The sequence below is a fragment of the Caulobacter sp. GW821-FHT10A10 genome (assembly GCF_059415745.1).
Genome location: NZ_JBWKNV010000002.1, coordinates 1 through 17,899, shown reverse-complemented (window position 1 = coordinate 17,899; position 17,899 = coordinate 1). Strand labels below are relative to the sequence as shown.

Annotated in this window: 20 protein-coding genes; 7 read left to right on the top strand and 13 right to left on the bottom strand. The window is 68.1% G+C overall.

Going from position 1 to position 17,899, the window contains the following annotated elements; all coding sequences use genetic code 11:
• Positions 1-133 precede the first annotated feature (133 nt).
• Both AC07NS_RS04890 and AC07NS_RS04885 read right to left on the bottom strand, forming a co-directional pair.
• Positions 134-1,003 (bottom strand): carbonic anhydrase, encoded by an 870-nt coding sequence (locus AC07NS_RS04890; RefSeq protein ID WP_494601898.1) that lies wholly within the window; start codon positions 1,001-1,003, stop codon positions 134-136.
• Between the two features lie 81 nt (positions 1,004-1,084).
• The gene (locus AC07NS_RS04885; RefSeq protein ID WP_110122207.1) at positions 1,085-1,558 is read right to left on the bottom strand and encodes an Lrp/AsnC family transcriptional regulator; all 474 of its coding nucleotides are present in this window, start codon (positions 1,556-1,558) and stop codon (positions 1,085-1,087) included.
• A 120-nt stretch (positions 1,559-1,678) separates the two neighbouring features.
• Between AC07NS_RS04885 and ald the strand changes: the two genes are divergently transcribed.
• The gene (gene ald, locus AC07NS_RS04880) at positions 1,679-2,791 is read left to right on the top strand and encodes an alanine dehydrogenase (RefSeq protein ID WP_494601897.1); all 1,113 of its coding nucleotides are present in this window, start codon (positions 1,679-1,681) and stop codon (positions 2,789-2,791) included.
• 193 nt (positions 2,792-2,984) lie between these two features.
• On the opposite strand, the gene pyrF is transcribed toward ald, so the two are convergent.
• The gene (pyrF, locus tag AC07NS_RS04875) at positions 2,985-3,674 is read right to left on the bottom strand and encodes an orotidine-5'-phosphate decarboxylase (RefSeq protein WP_494601896.1); all 690 of its coding nucleotides are present in this window, start codon (positions 3,672-3,674) and stop codon (positions 2,985-2,987) included.
• Positions 3,675-3,761: 87 nt separating this feature from the next.
• On the opposite strand from pyrF, the gene AC07NS_RS04870 reads away from it, so the two are divergent.
• Complete coding sequence (locus tag AC07NS_RS04870) at positions 3,762-4,460, top strand: MarC family protein (RefSeq protein ID WP_494601894.1); 699 nt, start codon at positions 3,762-3,764, stop codon at positions 4,458-4,460.
• Between the two features lie 126 nt (positions 4,461-4,586).
• Here the strand turns inward: AC07NS_RS04870 and AC07NS_RS04865 are convergent, their stop codons facing one another.
• The 3 genes from AC07NS_RS04865 to AC07NS_RS04855 form a co-directional block, all read right to left on the bottom strand.
• Positions 4,587-5,387 (bottom strand): SDR family NAD(P)-dependent oxidoreductase, encoded by an 801-nt coding sequence (locus AC07NS_RS04865; RefSeq protein ID WP_494601893.1) that lies wholly within the window; start codon positions 5,385-5,387, stop codon positions 4,587-4,589.
• 156 nt (positions 5,388-5,543) lie between these two features.
• A complete protein-coding gene (locus AC07NS_RS04860; protein ID WP_110122203.1) occupies positions 5,544-6,152 on the bottom strand; it encodes a flavodoxin family protein in 609 nt (202 codons plus the stop codon).
• Between the two features lie 132 nt (positions 6,153-6,284).
• On the bottom strand, positions 6,285-6,734 hold the full coding sequence (locus AC07NS_RS04855; protein ID WP_110133029.1) for an Rrf2 family transcriptional regulator: 450 nt from the start codon (positions 6,732-6,734) through the stop codon (positions 6,285-6,287).
• A gap of 175 nt (positions 6,735-6,909) precedes the next feature.
• Between AC07NS_RS04855 and AC07NS_RS04850 the strand changes: the two genes are divergently transcribed.
• The 3 genes from AC07NS_RS04850 (at position 6,910) to AC07NS_RS04840 (ending at position 10,602) form a co-directional block, all read left to right on the top strand.
• Positions 6,910-8,904: a potassium transporter Kup gene (locus AC07NS_RS04850; RefSeq protein WP_494601891.1), complete on the top strand. Its 1,995-nt coding sequence runs from the start codon at positions 6,910-6,912 to the stop codon at positions 8,902-8,904.
• Between the two features lie 14 nt (positions 8,905-8,918).
• Positions 8,919-9,281 carry a hypothetical protein gene (locus tag AC07NS_RS04845; protein WP_487291206.1) on the top strand — a complete coding sequence of 121 codons (363 nt, stop codon included), beginning with the start codon at positions 8,919-8,921 and terminating at the stop codon, positions 9,279-9,281.
• Between the two features lie 94 nt (positions 9,282-9,375).
• The gene (locus tag AC07NS_RS04840; protein ID WP_494601890.1) at positions 9,376-10,602 is read left to right on the top strand and encodes an argininosuccinate synthase; all 1,227 of its coding nucleotides are present in this window, start codon (positions 9,376-9,378) and stop codon (positions 10,600-10,602) included.
• Positions 10,603-10,665: 63 nt separating this feature from the next.
• Here the strand turns inward: AC07NS_RS04840 and AC07NS_RS04835 are convergent, their stop codons facing one another.
• From AC07NS_RS04835 to AC07NS_RS04815, 5 genes are all read right to left on the bottom strand, one after another.
• Positions 10,666-11,154: a hypothetical protein gene (locus AC07NS_RS04835; RefSeq protein ID WP_494601889.1), complete on the bottom strand. Its 489-nt coding sequence runs from the start codon at positions 11,152-11,154 to the stop codon at positions 10,666-10,668.
• Positions 11,136-11,555 carry a hypothetical protein gene (locus AC07NS_RS04830; protein ID WP_494601887.1) on the bottom strand — a complete coding sequence of 140 codons (420 nt, stop codon included), beginning with the start codon at positions 11,553-11,555 and terminating at the stop codon, positions 11,136-11,138. The genes AC07NS_RS04835 and AC07NS_RS04830 overlap by 19 nt, the downstream gene beginning before the upstream one ends.
• Before the next feature lie 50 nt (positions 11,556-11,605).
• Positions 11,606-12,004, bottom strand: a complete 399-nt coding sequence (locus tag AC07NS_RS04825; protein ID WP_494601886.1) for a hypothetical protein — start codon at positions 12,002-12,004, stop codon at positions 11,606-11,608.
• Positions 12,005-12,009: 5 nt separating this feature from the next.
• Positions 12,010-12,459 (bottom strand): hypothetical protein, encoded by a 450-nt coding sequence (locus AC07NS_RS04820; protein WP_494601885.1) that lies wholly within the window; start codon positions 12,457-12,459, stop codon positions 12,010-12,012.
• A 96-nt stretch (positions 12,460-12,555) separates the two neighbouring features.
• Positions 12,556-13,377, bottom strand: coding sequence for an acid phosphatase (locus tag AC07NS_RS04815; RefSeq protein ID WP_494601883.1), 822 nt, complete (start codon positions 13,375-13,377; stop codon positions 12,556-12,558).
• Positions 13,378-13,519: 142 nt separating this feature from the next.
• On the opposite strand from AC07NS_RS04815, the gene AC07NS_RS04810 reads away from it, so the two are divergent.
• Both AC07NS_RS04810 and AC07NS_RS04805 read left to right on the top strand, forming a co-directional pair.
• Positions 13,520-15,583 (top strand): TonB-dependent receptor, encoded by a 2,064-nt coding sequence (locus AC07NS_RS04810; protein ID WP_494601881.1) that lies wholly within the window; start codon positions 13,520-13,522, stop codon positions 15,581-15,583.
• A gap of 168 nt (positions 15,584-15,751) precedes the next feature.
• Entirely contained in the window at positions 15,752-16,543 is a 792-nt protein-coding gene (locus AC07NS_RS04805; RefSeq protein WP_494601880.1) for a SapC family protein, read from the top strand.
• Positions 16,544-16,630: 87 nt separating this feature from the next.
• Here the strand turns inward: AC07NS_RS04805 and AC07NS_RS04800 are convergent, their stop codons facing one another.
• Complete coding sequence (locus AC07NS_RS04800; RefSeq protein ID WP_110122192.1) at positions 16,631-16,897, bottom strand: DUF1150 family protein; 267 nt, start codon at positions 16,895-16,897, stop codon at positions 16,631-16,633.
• Positions 16,898-16,977: 80 nt separating this feature from the next.
• The gene (locus tag AC07NS_RS04795) at positions 16,978-17,400 is read right to left on the bottom strand and encodes an Hsp20 family protein (RefSeq protein WP_110122191.1); all 423 of its coding nucleotides are present in this window, start codon (positions 17,398-17,400) and stop codon (positions 16,978-16,980) included.
• Between the last annotated feature and the right edge of the window lie 499 nt (positions 17,401-17,899).

The following is a 17,899-nucleotide window of genomic DNA, read 5'->3' as shown; positions in this document are numbered from 1 at the left end:
GGGGACTTGAACCTAAGCGCGAGCGGGGGTCAACGGCGCTGATGTGACGGTGATGGGTTACCGCCTGCGGAAACGGAAACCTCGCCCTTCGACAGGCTCAGGGTGAGGTTTCCAACTGTTCCGCCGAACGGGTCTAGACGTCGAACTTCACCTGCGCCGTCGACAGGTCGTAGCAGGCCGAGATGATCTTCAGCCGGCCCTGGGCGACGCGCTCGGCCAGGGTGCCGTCGGCCACCTTCAGGCGGGCGGCGGTGTTGCGGACGTTGCGGCGGATGGCGGCGTCCTGCAGGTCGGCGGGATGCTCGCTCTCGGCGTCGAACACCGCCGGCAGAATCGGCAGGACCATGTCCTGCAAGGCCCCATGCAGGTGGGCGTGCTTGGTGGCGACGTCCACGGCCGCGCCGACGGCGCCGCACTTGGTGTGGCCCAGCACGACCACCAGCGGCGCGCCCAGGTGCTCGACGGCGTAGAGGATCGAGCCCAGGCCTTCGGGCCCGACGGTCGAGCCGGCCACGCGGACGATGAACAGTTCGCCCAGATTGCAGTCGAAGATCAGTTCGGGGGCGGTGCGGCTGTCACTGCAGCCGACGATGACGGCGAACGGCTTCTGGCCGCCGGCCATTTCCGAGATGCGGGCGGCCGAGGGCAGCACCAGGCTGGCGCCGCCGCGGGCGAAGATGGCGTTGCCGTGCTTGAGCCGGCCCAGCGCCTCGTCGGGGCTGACGGCCGGGGCGGGCGGCTCGACCTTGACGCCGGAGACCTGGGTCGCGCCCGGGGCGGCGTGGCCTTCCTCGCCTTCCATCGGCGGCACGCTGGCGACGGCCTTGTCCAGCGCGGCCTTGTCGGCCGGCTGGGTGGCCAGCGCCTTGGTCACGCGGCGAGCCTTGCGGGCCTTGGGCGTCACCGCCGGCAGCTCGGGCGCGTGCAGGCCTTCGGCCCAGGCGATGGCGGGCGCGGCCAGGCCAACGCCCAGCGCGCCCAGCAGGGTGCGTCGTGAAACCATGGTCTTCCCCCGAAGCCAGTGAATGTCGGGAGCGACCCTATCCGCGGGAGGGTTAATCCCCCGGCAACGCTGACGCTCGCCTCAAAGCGGCAATTCGACGCGTTTGACGACGGTGCGCATGGCGATCGACGAACTGACCCGCACCACGCCGGGGATGCGCGTCAGTTCCTGGCTGTGCACCCGCTCCAGGTCGTCGACGTCGGCGACCACCAGCCGCAGCAGATAGTCCGAGCCGCCGGTCATCAGATAGCACTCGGCCACCTCGCGCACGCTGGCGACGGCCTTCTCGAAGGCGGTCAGGGCGGCCTCGGCCTGGGACGACAGGGTGACGGTGACGAAGACGCTGAGCGGCAGGCCCACGGCCCGCTCGTCGATCACCGCGGCGTAGCGGCCGATGACGCCGGAATCCTCCAGCGCCCGCACGCGCCGCAGGCAGGCCGATTCCGACAGATTGGCCGCCCTGGCCATGTCGACATAGCTGGCGCGACCCTCGCGTTGGAGCAGGCGGAGGATCTTTCGGTCGAAGACGTCGAGCGTCACCGGGGATTTCTTCAACGAACCGGCCCTTTCACGCAGGATTCCTGCATACACCGTTATCCCACGAACGAAAGAACCAAGAAACCTGCGAACGGAGAGGCGTACACCAGCGTTAAAGCCATAAACCGAGGAAACATCATGCGCGTCGGCGTCCCCTCCGAGATCAAACCGGGCGAGCACCGGGTCGGCCTGACCCCCACCGCCGTCCGTGAATATGTCGCCCATGGCCACCAGGTGCTGGTGCAGCAGGGCGCGGGCCTGGGCGCCGGCTATGCCGACGACGCCTACGTCAAGGCCGGGGCGACCATCGCCCCCGACGCCGACGCGGTGTTCGCGGGCGCCGAGATGATCGTGAAGGTCAAGGAGCCCCAGAAGATCGAGTGGGAGCGCCTGACGCAGCGCCACATCCTCTTCACCTACCTGCACCTGGCGCCGGATCCGGCCCAGACCGAGGGCCTGCTGGCTTCGGGCTGCGCGGCTATCGCCTACGAGACCGTTACGGACGCCAAGGGCGGCCTGCCGCTGCTGGCCCCGATGTCGGAAGTGGCCGGCCGCATCGCCGTGTTCTCGGCGGCCGAGACCCTGCTCAAGCACAATGGCGGCATGGGCTTGCTGCTCAGCGGCGTGCCCGGTGTGCCGCCGGCCCGCGTGGTGGTGCTGGGCGGCGGGGTGGTCGGCTCCAACGCCGCCCGCATGGCCGCCGGCCTGGGCGCCGAGGTGGTGGTGCTGGAACGTTCGATCCCGCGCATGCGCGAGCTGGACGACCTCTATCAGGGCCGCATTCTCACGCGCTACTCGACCTTCGCCGCGGTGGAGGAAGAGATCCTCAAGGCCGACGTGATCATCGGCGCGGTGCTGACCGCCGGCGCGGCCGCGCCGAAGCTGGTGCGTCGCGAGCATCTTTCGAAGATGAAGCCGGGCTCGGTGCTGGTCGACGTGTCGATCGACCAGGGCGGCTGCTTCGAGACCAGCCACCCGACCACCCACGCCGAGCCGACCTACACGGTCGACGGCGTCGTCCACTACTGCGTGGCCAACATGCCGGGCGCGGCCCCGCGCACCTCGTCGGAAGCCCTGGGCAACGCCACCCTGCCGTTCGGCCTGGCCCTGGCCGACAAGGGCCTGGACGCGCTGAAGACCAACGTCCACCTGGCCCGCGGCCTCAACGTCCTGGCCGGCCAGCTGACCCACCCGGCCGTGGCCCAGGCGCTGGGCAAGGAGTCGGTGGATCCGTACGGGGCTTGGGCGTAACGCTCAGGCCCCAATTCAATAAGCTCGTCATCCCGGAAACGGCGAAGCCGTTATCCGGGACCCAGGGGACTGGGCGCTGCGCCAAGGTTCGCCGCCCAGGCGCCTGCCGACGCGTTGCGGCGGCCCCTGGGTCCCGGCTCTACGCTGCGCTTCGGCCGGGATGACGACTGTTGAGGGTGTGGGAAGTGGGGACCTAAAACCCCGCCATCTCCGCGATCACCTTGAGAGCCGCCTCGCGCGGATCGTTGGCCGCCGTGATCGGACGGCCGCAGACCAAGTGGCTGGCGCCGGCGGCGATGGCGTCGGCGGGGGTGGCGGCGCGGGCCTGATCGTTCTTGGCCGACCAGAAGGGGCGCACGCCCGGCGTCACCACGAGGAAGTCCGGGCCGCCGATCTCGCGGGCGAGAGCGGCTTCGTGCGGCGAGGAGACGATGCCGTCGACGCCGCATTCCACGGCCTGGCGGATGCGCCGCTCCACCAGCGCGCGGGCGCTGAAGGCGTAGCCCATCTCGATCAGGTCAGCGTCGTTCAGGCTGGTCAGCACGGTCACCGCCAGGATCTTCAGGTCCGAGCCTGCGGCGGCCTTCACGGCCGCGCGCATCACCTGCGGCTCCGCATGGACGGTCAGCAGGTCGCAGCCGGCCCCGGCCAGCACCCGGGCCGAGCGCTCCACCGTCGCGCCGATGTCGTGCAGCTTCCAGTCCAGGAACACCTGCTTGCCGGCCTTCTTGAGGTCGCCGGCGAAGGCCATGCCGTCGGTGGCCAGCAGCTCCAGGCCGATCTTGTAGAACGACACCGCGTCGCCGAGCTGGTCGACCATGCCGCGGGCGTCGGCGACCGTGGGCAGGTCGAGCGGGACGATCAGGCGCGGATCGGCGGTCATTTCAAGGCTCCGGTGTTGGCGCGCGAGCCCGCATCGCTCTAGAGAGAGCGACGTTTCCCGCACAGGCATGAAGGTTGAGGACGTCGAATGAGCCAGGCCGAACTCGCCGTCAACTTCTTCGTCGCGCTGTTCGCCCTGATCGACCCGATCGGCAACGTGCCGCTGTTCGCCGCCGCCACTCTCGGCGCGGCCTCGGCGGGCCGGCGGATGGTGGCTGTCTATATCGGCCTCTTCGTGCTGGCCTTCCTGGTCTTCTTCTATTTCACGGGCGTCAGCCTGCTCGAGTTCTTCGGCATCTCGATGCCGGCCTTCCGCATCGCCGGCGGCATCATCCTGTTCATCCTCGGCCTGGACATGGTGCGCGACGACTTCACCACCATGTTCGCCGACGCCGCCGAGGGCGAGACCGAGGTGGTGTCGGCCCGGGTCTACGCCAAGAAGCGGTTCGAGCGGCTGATCGTGCCGTTCGCCATGCCGCTGCTGATCGGCCCCGGCGCGATCTCGACCGTGATCATCTACGCCAGCGAGGCCAAGCACCTGGGGCTGGCCGGCATGGCGCTGGGCGTCGGCGTGATCGCGGCGGTGTCGGTGGTGCTGGTCGCCACCTTCTGGGCCGCGCCGGTGATCAGCAAGGTGCTGGGCCGCATCGGCATGAGCATCGTTGTGCGCGTGCTGGGCCTGATCCTCTGCGCGCTCGCGGTGCAGTTCGTGCTGATCGGGGTGGGCGACGCGACGCGCGGGCTGATCCGCGCGGATGCGAAGGCGCCGTACGCGGCGGAGAAGTAAAAGCCCTCTCCCTGAAGGGAGAGGTGGCCGCGAAGCGGTCGGAGAGGGAAGGCTTTGCGGAGGCTGGGTTTACTTCCCCCTCCGTCGCCTTCGGCGACACCTCCCCCCCTCAGGGGGAGGGTCTTGCTAGACCTTCCTGAACTTCCCGCCCTGGCTGGCGATCAGGGCCAGGGCCCATTCGTCGGGGATGATCTTGGCGAGCACGGCGATGGCCTTGTTGGGCGCGCCGGTGACACAGACGGGGCGGTTGGCCTCGGCGGCCTCGTAGCCGGCGGCGGCGACCTCGTCGGCCCCCAGCCACATCCAGGCCGGCAGGCTCTGGCTGACCTGAGCGCGGGTGCCGTTGACGTCGTGGAATTCCGACAGGGTGAAGCCGGGGCACAGGGCGCTGACGTGCACGCCGGTCGCCAGGTTCTCCAGGTGCAGGCTCTGGGAGAACTTCACCAGGAAGCTCTTGGTCGCCGCATAGAGGGTGTGGCCGGCCGAGCCGGGGGCCAGGCCGGCCAGAGAGGCGACGTTGACGATGCGGCCGAAGCGGCGCTCGACCATGCCCGGCAGCACCTTGTGGGTCAGGGCGCAGACCGAGGTCAGCATCACCTGCAGGAAGGTCGACTGGTCGGCCCAGCTGGTCTTGTCGTAGGCTCCGGGCAGGCCGTAGCCGGCGTTGTTCACGAGCGCGTCGATCTCGCGGCCCTCGGCGGCGACCCCGGCCAGCACCGCATCGACCCCGGCCGGATCGGCCAGGTCGGCGGCGATCGCATAGGCCTCGACCCCGAAGCGCATGCGGATCTCGGCGGCCAGGGCCTCCAGCCGGTCGAGCCGGCGGGCGGTCAGGGCCACGTCGTAGCCGTGGCTGGCGTAGATGCGGGCGAAGGCGGCCCCGATGCCGGCGGAGGCGCCGGTGATCAGGGCGAGGCGGCGGGCCATGTCGTGAAAGGTCCTGCGAACGAAGCGTCGCCGGAGTCGAGCACGCCGGACCCGCCGGTTCAAGCGGGGGGCGGAGGAACGACCGCCGGGGGCGGGGTCGATCGTTCCTCCGCGAGGGGCGCGCCTCTGAGGGGGGGATGGCGCGCCCGGTATCGCTTAGGCCGCGTCGCTGAGCGCCGGCTGGGCACCGCGGGTCCAGCGGACGGCGGCCTCGGCCACCCGTACGCCGAGCAGACGGGCGGTCTCGCGGTCGCCGGCCGGCGGGGTGATCTCCGGCGAGGCGTTGTCCGACTGGGCGGCGAGGCCGACGAACGAGCCGACGCGGTTGATGGTTTCCGGACCACGCTCGGCGGCGGTGACGTTCGGCGGGGCGATGCCCAGGTTGATCCAGTTCATGCCGTGCTGGGCGGCCAGGATGGCCAGGCTGTTCAGGGCATGGGCCTTGTCGCCCGAGAAGCTGTGCGAGTTGGTGAAGCCCGCGGCCAGCTTGTCCTTCCAGGCGCCGGTGAAGAAGGCGGCCGAGGAGGCGTCGGCGAAGACTTTGAACACGCCCGAGACGTCGCCCATGTAGGTCGGCGCGCCGAACACCACGGCGTCGGACTCGGTCACGGCGTCGAGGATCGGCTTGAAGTCCTGGCTCGCGCTTTCGATGGCGAGCAGAACCGGGGTCTGGCCGGCGTCACGGACGCCCTGGGCGACCTTGTCGGCGAGGACGGCGGTGTGGCCGTAGCCCGAATGATAGACGATGGCGACCTTGGTGGTCATGGCGGTTGTCCCCTGAGGAGAATGATGTTTTCCGAACAGGAACTGTATCGGTAGCGATTACGTAATAACGCCCTCGATCGGCGCCAGGGGTAATCGCAACAATTTCGGGTGCAGTTTTTCTGCGGAGCCCTTTTAGGCGCTCTGCAGCACGGCCTCGCGCTCGGCCGGGTCGGCCAGCAGGTCGGCGACCGAGATGCGCGACAGGCGCTCGGCGGCGGCGGCGTCGGCGGCGATCAGGGCCGCGCGGACGGCGTCTGGGATCCGCGCGCCGACGGGGCAGCCCTTCACGCCTGGAGGAGCGGTGCCCAGGTTGGCGCAGCCGTGGACGGCCCGCAGCACGGTGTCGAGGGTGATGTCCGTCGCCGGCTTCAGCAGCCAGGCGCCGCCGTTGGCGCCGGCGCGCGCGCCGATCAGCCCCGCCTTGCCGAGCATGGCGGTGACGCGCCGCACCACCACCGGATTGGTGGGGACGGAGGCCGCGAGTTCGGCGCTGGCCACGGCGCGGTCGGGGCTGAAAGCCTCCTTGTGCGCCAGATAGGCCAGGGCGTGAGCGGCGACGGGGAACTTCTGACTGTCGGACATGATCTTCTGCTAAGTCCGGAACGTAAGGGGGGAACGCGCGCGTTGAAACAAAAACCGTAAAGGCGCGCGGCCAAGGTCGCGATTGAACCCGGATCGGATTGGGTGTATCGCGCCCCGCTTGATCGATATGGGGCTTCGCGCGAGATTTTCGAGGGCGCGGTCCCGGAGGGATTGAATGGCTTCCGAAGCCTCCGGCGTTTCGACTTCTGAGAACGCCTCCGTCGCGGCGTGCGACATTCCACAACAAGGTGGTTCCGCCAATGGTCACGGCCCCAAGGGTCATGGCACGCTGGCGCTTGCCTTGGGGTCCGTCGGCGTCGTGTTCGGCGACATCGGCACCAGCCCGCTCTACGCCTTCAAGGAGGCGCTGCACGTGGCGGCCTCCGACGGCGTGACCCGGGCCGAGATCCTGGGGATCGTGTCGCTGGCCCTGTGGGCGCTGATCCTGGTCGTGACGATCAAGTACGTCCTCTTCATCATGCGCGCCGACAACAAGGGCGAGGGCGGGGTGCTGTCGCTGATGGCCCTGGCTCAACGGGCGATGGGCCGACGCACGGCGCTGGTGTTCGGCCTGGGCGTGATCGGGGCGGCGCTGTTCTATGGCGACGCGGTGATCACCCCGGCGATGTCGGTGCTGTCGGCGGTCGAGGGCCTGCGCACCATTCCGGCGCTGGAGCACTCGATCAGCACCGAAGCGGTGCTGCTGATCGCGACCGTGATGCTGCTGGGGCTGTTCTTCATCCAGAGCCGCGGCACGGCCAAGGTCGGCCAGCTGTTCGGCCCGGTCTGCGCCGTGTGGTTCGCCGTGATGGCCGCCCTTGGCGTCTTCCACCTGATCGACCATCCCGGCGTGTTCCGGGCCATCAACCCCTACTACGCCGTCCATTTCCTGATGCAGCACGGCATGGCCGGCTTCATCGTGCTGGGCGCGGTGTTCCTGACCGTCACCGGGGCCGAGGCCCTGACCGCCGACATGGGCCACTTCGGCCGCTGGCCGATCCAGGCCGCCTGGCTGTTCTTCGTGCTGCCGTGCCTGGCGCTGAACTATCTGGGCCAGGGCGCCCTGGCGCTGAACACCCTGGTCGAGGCCGAGCGGGCCGGCGTGCCGTTCCAGGAGCTGAACTGGTTCTTCGAGATGGCGCCCGACGTCCTGCGCCTGCCGCTGGTCATCCTGGCCGGCGCGGCCACCGTCATCGCCAGCCAGGCGGTGATCACCGGCGCCTTCTCGCTGACCCAGCAGGCGATCCAGCTGGGCCTGCTGCCGCGCATGGACGTGCGCCGCACCTCGGAGACCCAGTCGGGCCAGATCTTCGTGCCGCAGCTCAACACCATGCTGCTGCTGGGCGTGCTGGCGGTGATGTTCACCTTCAAGACCTCGTCGGCCATGGCTCACGCCTACGGCCTGGCGGTGACCGGCACCATGGTCGTCACGACCGCCATGGCCTTCATCGTCATGCGCCAGCTGTGGAAGTGGCAGCTGCCGGTGGCCCTGGCCTTCCTGATCCCGTTCATGACGCTGGATCTCGTCTTCCTCAGCGCCAACGCCCTGCGCTTCTTCACCGGCGGCTGGTTGCCGGTGCTGATCGGGGCGGCCCTGTTCACGATCATGGCCACCTGGGTGCGCGGCAGCCAGATCCTCAGCGAGAAGACCCGCCGCGACTCTGTGCCCCTGGCCGACCTGATGGAGATCCTGCGCGCGCGGGCCCCGCACCGCGCGCCGGGCACGGCGATCTTCCTGACCTCCGATCCGGACATGACCCCGGTCGCCCTGATGCACAACCTCAAGCACAACAAGGTGCTGCACGAGCGCAACGTGGTGCTGACGGTGCGCACGGCCGAGACGCCGCGCGTGCCCGAGGAGGAGCGGATCAAGACCTTCAAGGTCAACGAGGACTTCAAGAAGGTCGAGATCTACTACGGCTTCATGGAGAGCCCGAACGTGCCCAAGGCGCTGGCGCTGCTGCGCAAGCAGCAGGGGCTGAAGTTCGACATCATGGCGACCAGCTTTTTCCTCGGCCGCCGCTCGATCGTGCCGTCGGCCAATTCGGGCATGCCGCTGTGGCAGGATCGGCTGTACATCTTCCTGATGAAGAACGCGGCCAATCCGACCGACTTCTTCAAGATTCCCCCTGGCCGCGTCGTCGAGCTCGGCGCCCAGGTCACTGTGTGAGACTGAACCTCTAGATGGATATTCTCGGCGTCATCGGCGACGTGCTCTGGATCCTGGCCCTGTCGATCATGGCCGGGGCGTCGCGCATGGCCTGGAGCAAGATCCCCAAGGGCGAGCCGACCCCGGTGGCCTGGTCGCCCAAGGGCTCCACCCTGCTGCGCCTGCCGCGCGGACCGGCCCTGGTGCTGCTGCCGGCCGGGGCCTTCGCCATCAGCCTCTACCTGCTGGTCGAGAGCCGCCAGGCCGAGGACCTGACCTTGCGGCTGACCATGCTGGGCCTGCGCGCCACCCTGGCGGCGATCCTGGCGGTCATCCATCTGACCCAGGTGCGCCGGGCGCTGAACCAGCTGGCCGAAGAGGGCAAGATCCGGCTCTAGCTCCACGCCGGTTCCACCGTGTGTTTCCCTCGTCGCAAAAGCGCGCTAAACGCCCCGCGACTTTGTGTTTTCGCCTTCGACAAGGACCCCGCTCATGGCCGACAAGCCCGTGAAGAAGGTCGTGCTCGCCTATTCGGGCGGTCTCGACACCTCGATCATCCTCAAGTGGCTTCAGACCGAGTACGGCGCCGAGGTCGTGACCTTCACCGCCGACCTGGGCCAAGGTGAAGAGATCGAGCCCGCCCGCGCCAAGGCCCTGGCCGCCGGCGTGAAGCCCGAGAACATCTTCATCGAGGACGTGCGCGAGGAGTTCGTGCGCGATTTCGTGTTCCCGATGTTCCGCGCCAACACGGTCTACGAAGGCCAATACCTGCTCGGCACCTCGATCGCCCGCCCGCTGATCGCCAAGCGCCAGATCGAGATCGCCCGCCAGGTCGGCGCCGACGCCGTCAGCCACGGCGCCACCGGCAAGGGCAACGACCAGGTCCGCTTCGAGCTCGGCTATTACGGCCTCGAGCCCGACATCCACGTGATCGCCCCCTGGCGCGAATGGGACTTCAAGTCGCGCGAAGCGCTGTTGGAGTTCGCCGAAAAGCACCAGATCCAGATCGCCAAGGACAAGCGCGGCGAGGCGCCGTTCAGCGTCGACGCCAACCTGCTGCACTCCTCGTCGGAAGGTAAGGTCCTGGAAGACCCGGCGGTCGAGGCCCCCGAGTTCGTCCACATGCGTACGATCGCGCCGGAAGACGCGCCGGATGCGCCGACCGTCATCACGATCGACTTCGAGAAGGGCGACCCGGTCGCCATCGACGGCATGGCGATGAGCCCGGCCACCCTGCTGACCAAGCTGAACGAGCTGGGCCGCGACAACGGCGTCGGCCGTCTGGACCTGGTCGAGAACCGCTTCGTCGGCATGAAGTCGCGCGGCGTCTACGAGACCCCGGGCGGCACCATCCTGCTGGCCGCTCACCGCGGCATCGAGAGCATCACGCTCGACCGCGGCGCCATGCACCTGAAGGACGAGCTGATGCCGAAGTACGCCGAGCTGGTGTACAACGGCTTCTGGTTCACGCCGGAGCGCCAGATGCTGCAGGCGGCCATCGACTACAGCCAGGAGAAGGTCACCGGCCGCGTGCGGGTGAAGCTCTACAAGGGCAACGTCACGGTCATTGGTCGCGAGAGCCCCTACAGCCTGTACGACCAGGACCTCGTCACCTTCGAAGAGGGCAAGGTCGCCTACGATCACCGCGACGCCGGCGGCTTCATCAAGCTCAACGCCCTGCGCCTGCGCGTGCTGGCCAAGCGCGACCGGCGCGGCTGAGGCTTCTCGAAGCTTCGATAGGATCGAGCCCCGCTGGAAACGGCGGGGCTTTTTCTTTGGAAGCTAGGCCGCGAGCTGCGCGACGTTATTCTGAAACGCCTGGAAGCGACGCAAATCGTCGAAATGCGCAGATTTCGAGGTGCGGTAAGTGATAATCCAATTAGGTATGGTGAAATAATCGAACATTCCCAAGACAAAAACTGTACGGGATTGTTGTTCGAAATGTCTTTCGCGTATCGTGTTGAACGCTGCCTTTAGATCGACTCCAACCTGTGTTCGCGGGCTAAAAAGACTAACAATGAAAGGGTCTATTTCCTTGGGCGTGGCGCTAGCATCATAGGCTTCGAAAAGAAGATCGTAGATTGCTTTAGGGCCGACGTGATCGACCCAGCTGCTGACAATCAGCAATTCCATCTTGGCGTCAGACGCCTCGCCGCCGACGCCGGCCCACAGCAAGGCGTCAGGCGTGAAGCCGAGCTTCTTCAGCGCTGCCGCATACTCGTGGCCGGCCTTGAGCTTGCGCTCCATCTCCATCACTGACCGTTCAGCCAAGCCACCACTCCTTCCGGGTCAAAGGCTGCGGCAACCATGCTCCGCGCATTGGCGCGGCTCATTCGGCCCGAAGTATACTCGTGGGCGCGGTTCCAGTCCAAGACCGTACGCAGAGACCCGCGAAGCTCGCGCGGAGCCGCCTTCAGATCGATCCTGGCTGCCAGAAAAAGGTCGCGGAGGCTGTGAGTATAAAGTTCTGGTCGGCTATCTTTCGATGGCCAGGAGTTGAGGCGCTCGCGTCGGATAATCAACGCCTTTAAGGCAAATTCTACGGCAAAGCCTGCAGCCATCCAGGCCTCGCGACAGGCCAACCGGTCCTCGACAACCGCCCGCGCAACTACCCGCTTACTCTCGACCATCCGGAGAAAGGCGTCGGCGGTTAGCGGCTGATCAGCATCCACGTGACTTTCATGCCAAGCTCTACCTTGGCGAGCAAGTGGCGATTTGAGCGCTAGCTCGCCGCCGCCGTCCCGCCGCCCGCCGGCTGCACCAGGTTCGGGGCCAGGTTGATGCCGGTCCTGTTGTAGATCACCCAGCCGACCACCTGGAACACCGTGTTCAGCAGGGTCTGGCTCAGCACCAGGGTCATGAACTTGGTGAACTGCAGGGTCTGGTTGAAGGCCAGTTCCTGGTTGTGAAGGATCAGGTCGGCGGCTTCCGGCGTGATCTGGTGGTTGGCCAGGGCGGTGCGGGTCTGGATCGCGGCCTCGGCCAGGCTGCGCAGATAGCCCGGCACGACGCTCTTGTTGGCGTTCCACCAGTCGGTGGCCGTGGCGCCCAGCTGCTGTTCCAGCACGGTCGCCAGCTCGTCGGCGTTGTCGACCTGCAGGGTGGAGAAGTCGATCGACATGGGGGCTACCTCGGCTTCATGGCGGTGACGGCCTTGGCGGCCTGGTCGCAGGCCACCATCATGGCGGTGGTCGCGCCGGTGTTGGGGATGATCCCGGCCATCTGGTGCAGTTGGGCCAGGCCCTTGACCTGGGCGCTGCAGCCCTGGATCAGCGACACTTCCGCGGCGATGGCCTTCTGGGCGGGGCGGGCGGCGTAGGGCTGGCTGCCCGCGCGCACGGCGGCGACGGCCAGGGCGGCCTGGATGTCGGCATAGGTCCCGATCGCGCTGGCATAGGTGGCCTTGTCGGCATAGAGACCCATCTCGCCCTCGGCCGCCAGCTTGGCCACGCCCTCGTAGGCGGTGGTGATCTTGGTGTCGAGGACGGGGTCGTCGGGCGGGGCGAACACCGCGCAGCCGCTCAAGGCAAAGACCGACAGGGCGCAGGCGGCGCCGCGTCGCATGGTCTGGAACATTCAGCCCTCCCCCGAAAGGGCGCCAGGGTGGCGCCCCGCCGAAGGGGGCTCAAGCTCAAAGTTGTATCGGCCTGTCGCGCGTCCTGGGGACGATTCTCAGTCGCCGCAGCCGGTGGGCGGACCCTCGGCCTTGGAGGCGGCGATCTCGGCCCTGGCCTTCTCCAGGTCGGCCTCGAAGGCCGGGTCGGCGTGCAGCCGCGCCACCATCACCCCGCCCAGCAGGCGGCCGGCCTCCAGGTCGCTGGGGAAGTGGACGCCGCAGATCACCCGGCTGTCGCCGAACTCCCGCCCGCGAGCAGTGATCTGGGCGGCGCGGTCGGGCACGAGCTCGGCCAGGACCAGGCCCCACGACCAGCCGATCAGGGCGTGGCCGGACGGATAGGAACCCTCGGTCTGGATCCAGCTCTCGCGCGGCACGCAGATCGGCTTGCTGTTGCCCACCGGCGGACGGGGCCGCGAGAAGGCCTGCTTGGCCGGGCGATAGATGGTCCCGGCGTCGTCGGTCATGCGCAGCAGCAGATTGGCCAGGGTCGGGGTCTTCTGCGGATTGATCGTCACCCGCGCGGCGCAGGAAAAGCTCTTGAAGCCGTTGGCGCCCGAGAGGTCGGCGTCGGCCACCGCGCGGTCCCAGGCCGGCGTGCCCGCCAGCTTGCGGGTGTCGTCATAGGCGGCGCGGTCGGCCTTGCCGCGCGGCGAGTCCGGCGTCGGCGGCGGGCCGACGATCCCCGGCGCGTCGAACGGTTCGGCCAAGGTCAGGTAGCCCTTCGGCGGTTTGGTCCAGGTGCTCGACCCGCCGGCCTTGGCATAGGTCTTTGCCGGAGTCTTCGACGCGGCGTCGCCCGTCAGCTGGGCGCAGCCGAGGAGCAGGCCGGCGACCGAGATTGCGGCCGAAAAGGGGAGCACAGACGAAAAACGCATCATGGAAAGCCCGGACTGAGGTCGTGAAGACACAGAAAGCCGCCTCGTGCTCGCGTCAAGCGAAAGCGGATTGACGGCGAGATATGTTATTTCATAACAGAAAACGAGCCGCTCCCCCGGCCAGTTCCAGGATCCGTCGTTCATGACCCGCCGCCTTCCGCTCCGCCGCAACGTCTTCGCGGCCGCCAGCCTCCTCGCGCTCGCCGCCGCTGCTCCGGTTTGGGCCGCCGATGCGACCGCCGCTCCGGCCGATCCCGCCGCCGACCCGGCGGACACCGCCGTCTCGCAGGTGGTGGTCACCGCCGCCCCCTACGCCGTCTCGCTCGACACCGTGACCAGCAGCGTCAACGTGCTGACCCGCGACAAGCTCGACACCGCCCCGCCGGCCGGCCTCGGCGACGTGCTGAACGGCCTGCCGGGCCTGCGCTCCACCTTCTACGGTCCTGGCGCCTCGCGGCCGGTGATCCGGGGCCTGGCCGGCCCGCGGGTGATGGTGCTGCAGAACGGCGTCGGCCAGGTCGACGCCTCGTCGCTGTCGCCCGACCACGCCGTGGCCTCCGATCCGGCCGAAGCCTCGCGCATCGAGGTGCTGCGCGGCCCGTCCACCCTGGCCTATGGCGGCTCGGGCATCGGCGGCGTGGTCAACATGATCGACGATCGCGTCCCCGCCAGCCGCGCCGAGAACGGCATTGAAGGCCGCATCGCCGCCTCGGCCTCCTCGGTCGACGACGGCTGGGGCGTCAGCGGCGCGGCCAAGTTCAACGTCGGCCCGCTGGTCTTCGCCGTCGACGCCGACCGCCGCCGCAGCGACGACTATTCGGTCCCGACCTCGCCGGTCTCCGCGCGCCTGGCCGCCCGCGACGGCCTGACCGTCGATCCGGAAAAGACCGTCCGCAACACCGACGTCGAGATGGACGCCTACGGCGCCGGCGTCTCCTATGTGCACGACCGCGGCTTCTTCGGCCTGTCGGTGAAGCGCACCGACACCACCTACGGCGTGCCCTACGAGCAGATCCTGGCCCCCATCGACCCGGACGCCGAAGGCCCGGTCTCGATCCACCTGCAGCAGACCCGCTACGACCTGCGCGGCGAGCAGGAGCTCGACAATCCGTGGTTCGAGAAGGTGCGCGTCTCGATCGGCCACGCCGACTACGAACACGCCGAGGTCAGCGTCGAGGACGGCGAGGTCGGCACCCGCTTCCTGTCGGACGGCACCGAGGGCCGCGTCGAGCTGGTCCATCGCGAGCATGACGGCCACCAGGGCGCCATCGGCTTCCAGGCCCTGAGCCGCAGCTTCGAGGCCATCGGCGACGAGGCCTTCGTGCCCAGCGTCGACATCAAGGAATACGGCGTCTTCACCCTGCAGCGCCTCGATCGCGGCGACTGGGGCGTGGACGCGGGCCTGCGCTTCGACACCCGCTCGCTGGAGACGGCGACGATGAAGCGCGACTTCGACAACGTCTCGGCCTCGCTGGGCGTGTTCTACAAGCCGGCCGAGCACCAGTTCTACGCCCTGACCCTGTCGCGCAACGGCCGCGCCCCGACCGAGTTCGAACTGTTCGCCGACGGCCCGCACCCGGGCACCGGCGGCTACGAGAAGGGCGACGACAGCCTCGATTCCGAGACCGTCACTTCGCTGGAGGGCACCTATCGCTGGACCGGCGAGCGCCTGCGCGTCGAGGGCCACCTGTGGGGCGCCTGGTACGACAACTTCATCGAGGAAGCCCCGACCGGCGCCGAGGAAGATAACCTGCCGGTGTTCCAGTACTACCAGACCGGCGCCAAGTTCCACGGCGCTGAACTGGAGGTCGGCTGGAACGCCTGGCGCTCGGGCGAGCAGGCCGTGCGCCTGGAAGGCGTGGCCGACTATGTGCGCGGCTCCACCGACCTGGGCGCGCCGGCCCGCATCCCGCCGTGGTCGGTGACCGGCCGGGCGATCTGGACCGTCTCGCGCGTCGAGAGCGAACTGGAAGTGCGCCATGTCGCCGAACAGGATCGCGTGGCCACCTACGAGCTGCCGACCGACGCCTATACGGTGGTGAACCTGAAGGTGACGGTGAAGCCCTTCGCCGACGAGCCGCTGCGCCTGTTCCTCGAGGGCCGCAACCTGACCGACGAGGAGGTGCGCGAGCACGCGTCGTTCCTGAAGGACATCGCCCCGTCGCCGGGCCGTTCGATCCGTACCGGGATCGCCTGGAAGTTCTAGGCTGGTCCGGGTCCCGGCCTTCGCTCGCCAGGCGAGGGTCGGGACGGCGATTCCCTCTCCGGAGGTGTCGATTGCCGGGATATCGCAGATCGGCTAGAAGCGCTGACCACCAAAGGCCGCCTAAGCGATAGAGCGTCCGTTCTTCTTAGCCCTTCTGTAGAGCTTCTTATGGAAACGACCCAGACCGCCGGCGGCATCACCGGCAACGTTCTCTTCTACTCGACGCCCGAGCCGCTGAACCGCGAGCAGCATGGCTCGCTGGGTCTGGTCCACAAGGACAAGCCCTACGGCTTCGCCGCCGCCGGCACCGCCGTGCCGCTGACGGTCACGGAATTCGGCCCCGCGGGCCTGTCCTATCCGATCATCTTCGCCGGCGACGAGCGCGTTCCGCTGGCCGTGATGGGCCTGAACCAGGGCGAGAACCTGTTCATCCACGCCGACGGCTCGACCGAAGTCGGCGTCTACATCCCGGCCTATGTCCGCCGCTATCCGTTCGTGCTGGCCAATGACGACGCCCAGGGCCGGATGATCGTCTGCATCGACCGCGGTTCGAACCTGCTGGCCGAAGGCGGCGAGACCCCGCTGTTCGACGCCAAGGGCGAGCCGACCGAATACACCCAGAACTGCATCAAGTTCTGCGACGACTTCGAAGTCGAACGCCGCCGCACCGACTCGTTCGTGCAGCTGCTGAAAGACAACGACCTCTTCGAACTGAAGAAGGCCACCTTCACCCCGCAGGGCGCCGATGGCCAGCCGGCCGAGCCGCAGGTCGTGGCCGAGTACTACGGCGTCTCGGAAGACAAGCTGAACGCCCTGCCGATCGAGAAGCTGAAGGAACTGCAGTCGACGGGCGCCCTGGCCCAGATCTACGCGCACCTGGTGTCGCTGGTCGGTTGGGATCGCCTGATCGCCATCACCATGTTCCGCCAGCAGCAGGCGCCGGCCGCCAACCTCAACTGAGGTCGGTAGTCGCATAAAAGAAGAAGGGCGGCGGATCGCAGGATCCGCCGCCCTTTTCGTTTGGGCCGTCTTCCAGTCCGAAAAGGCCTAGTGCACCGAGACCGGCGCCAGTTCGTGGGCCAGGGCGGCCGCCACGGCCGCGTCGCGGTCGGTCAGCACCGCCAGGCGGGCCCCGTCGGCCCGGCACACCGCATAGAGCGTCTGGTCGGGGGCGAGGTCGAAGTCCTCCACGCCCTCGGGGGCGTCGGCGAGGATCTCGGCCGCCTTGATCGGGCGCACATAGACGAGGTCAGGCGCGCCCAGCGCGGCGAAGGCCTCGGTCGAGAAGAACGGCGTGTGCGAATTGGGCGTCATGTGACCACCTCCTTCGATAGTGGAACGCCCCGAAGGCCCCGCGGTTCAGCCGAGCTTCGGAAGGGCGATTGCAAAGGGCTTCAGCCCTGCGAGCGGATGGGAATTTTCTTGACCAGCCGCTCGGGCGGCGGGCGGGCGACGTCGACATGCAGCAGGCCGTGCTCGAGGGTGGCCGCCGACACTTCCATGCCTTCCGCCAGCACGAAGGTGCGCAGGAAGCCGCGGGCGGCGATTCCCCGGTGCAGGTAGGCGCGGTCGATCTCGCCCTTGCCGTCGCCGTCGCGGCGGCCGGCGACGACCAACTGGCCGCCCTCGACGGTCACCTGCAGCTGGTCGGGCGAGAAGCCGGCCACGGCCAGGGTGATGCGCACCCCTTCGTCGGTCTGCTCGACATTATAGGGCGGATAGCTCTCGCCGGCGGCCTTGGCGGCGCGCTCGATCAAATCTCGGGTGTGTTCGAAGCCCAGGAGAAAGGGGCTGTCGAACAGGATCGTCCGGGTCATGCGAAGTCCTTCGCTTCAAGCGACTTCGTTCGCGGAGGTCCGGGGCCCTGTAGCGGCGCCCCGATTCCGCAACGTCTCCAGGAAGTGGCGATGGGGCGGCGGCGGTTCAAGGCGCGAGGCCCGCGGGGCTCTCCATTGGGCTTTCTATAGAGGGGGCGTGGAGACCGCCCGGCGCGACCCCGCGTCGCGCTATCCCCAGGTCTTGCCGGGGTCTCGGGAGAGGCGTGCGGATTCACGCTTGTCATCCTTTCGTCACGCGCCTATATGCGCCCCTCGCTCGGAACGGCGCTGACGAAGACGCTCGAAACGAGGCCGAAAGGCCCTTGCTTCGGTTGGATCTCATCGCTAAGTTCCGCGGCCTCAATCGACTCGGGCAGCTGGATTGCCGACGACCTCAGGGTCTTCGGGAGGGAGCGCTTTTATTGCTTTCTGGGGAGCTTCGGTTCTTCGGAAAGTTTCGAAAAGAGTTGGTTGACTGGGCAGGATTGCTTCACTAGAA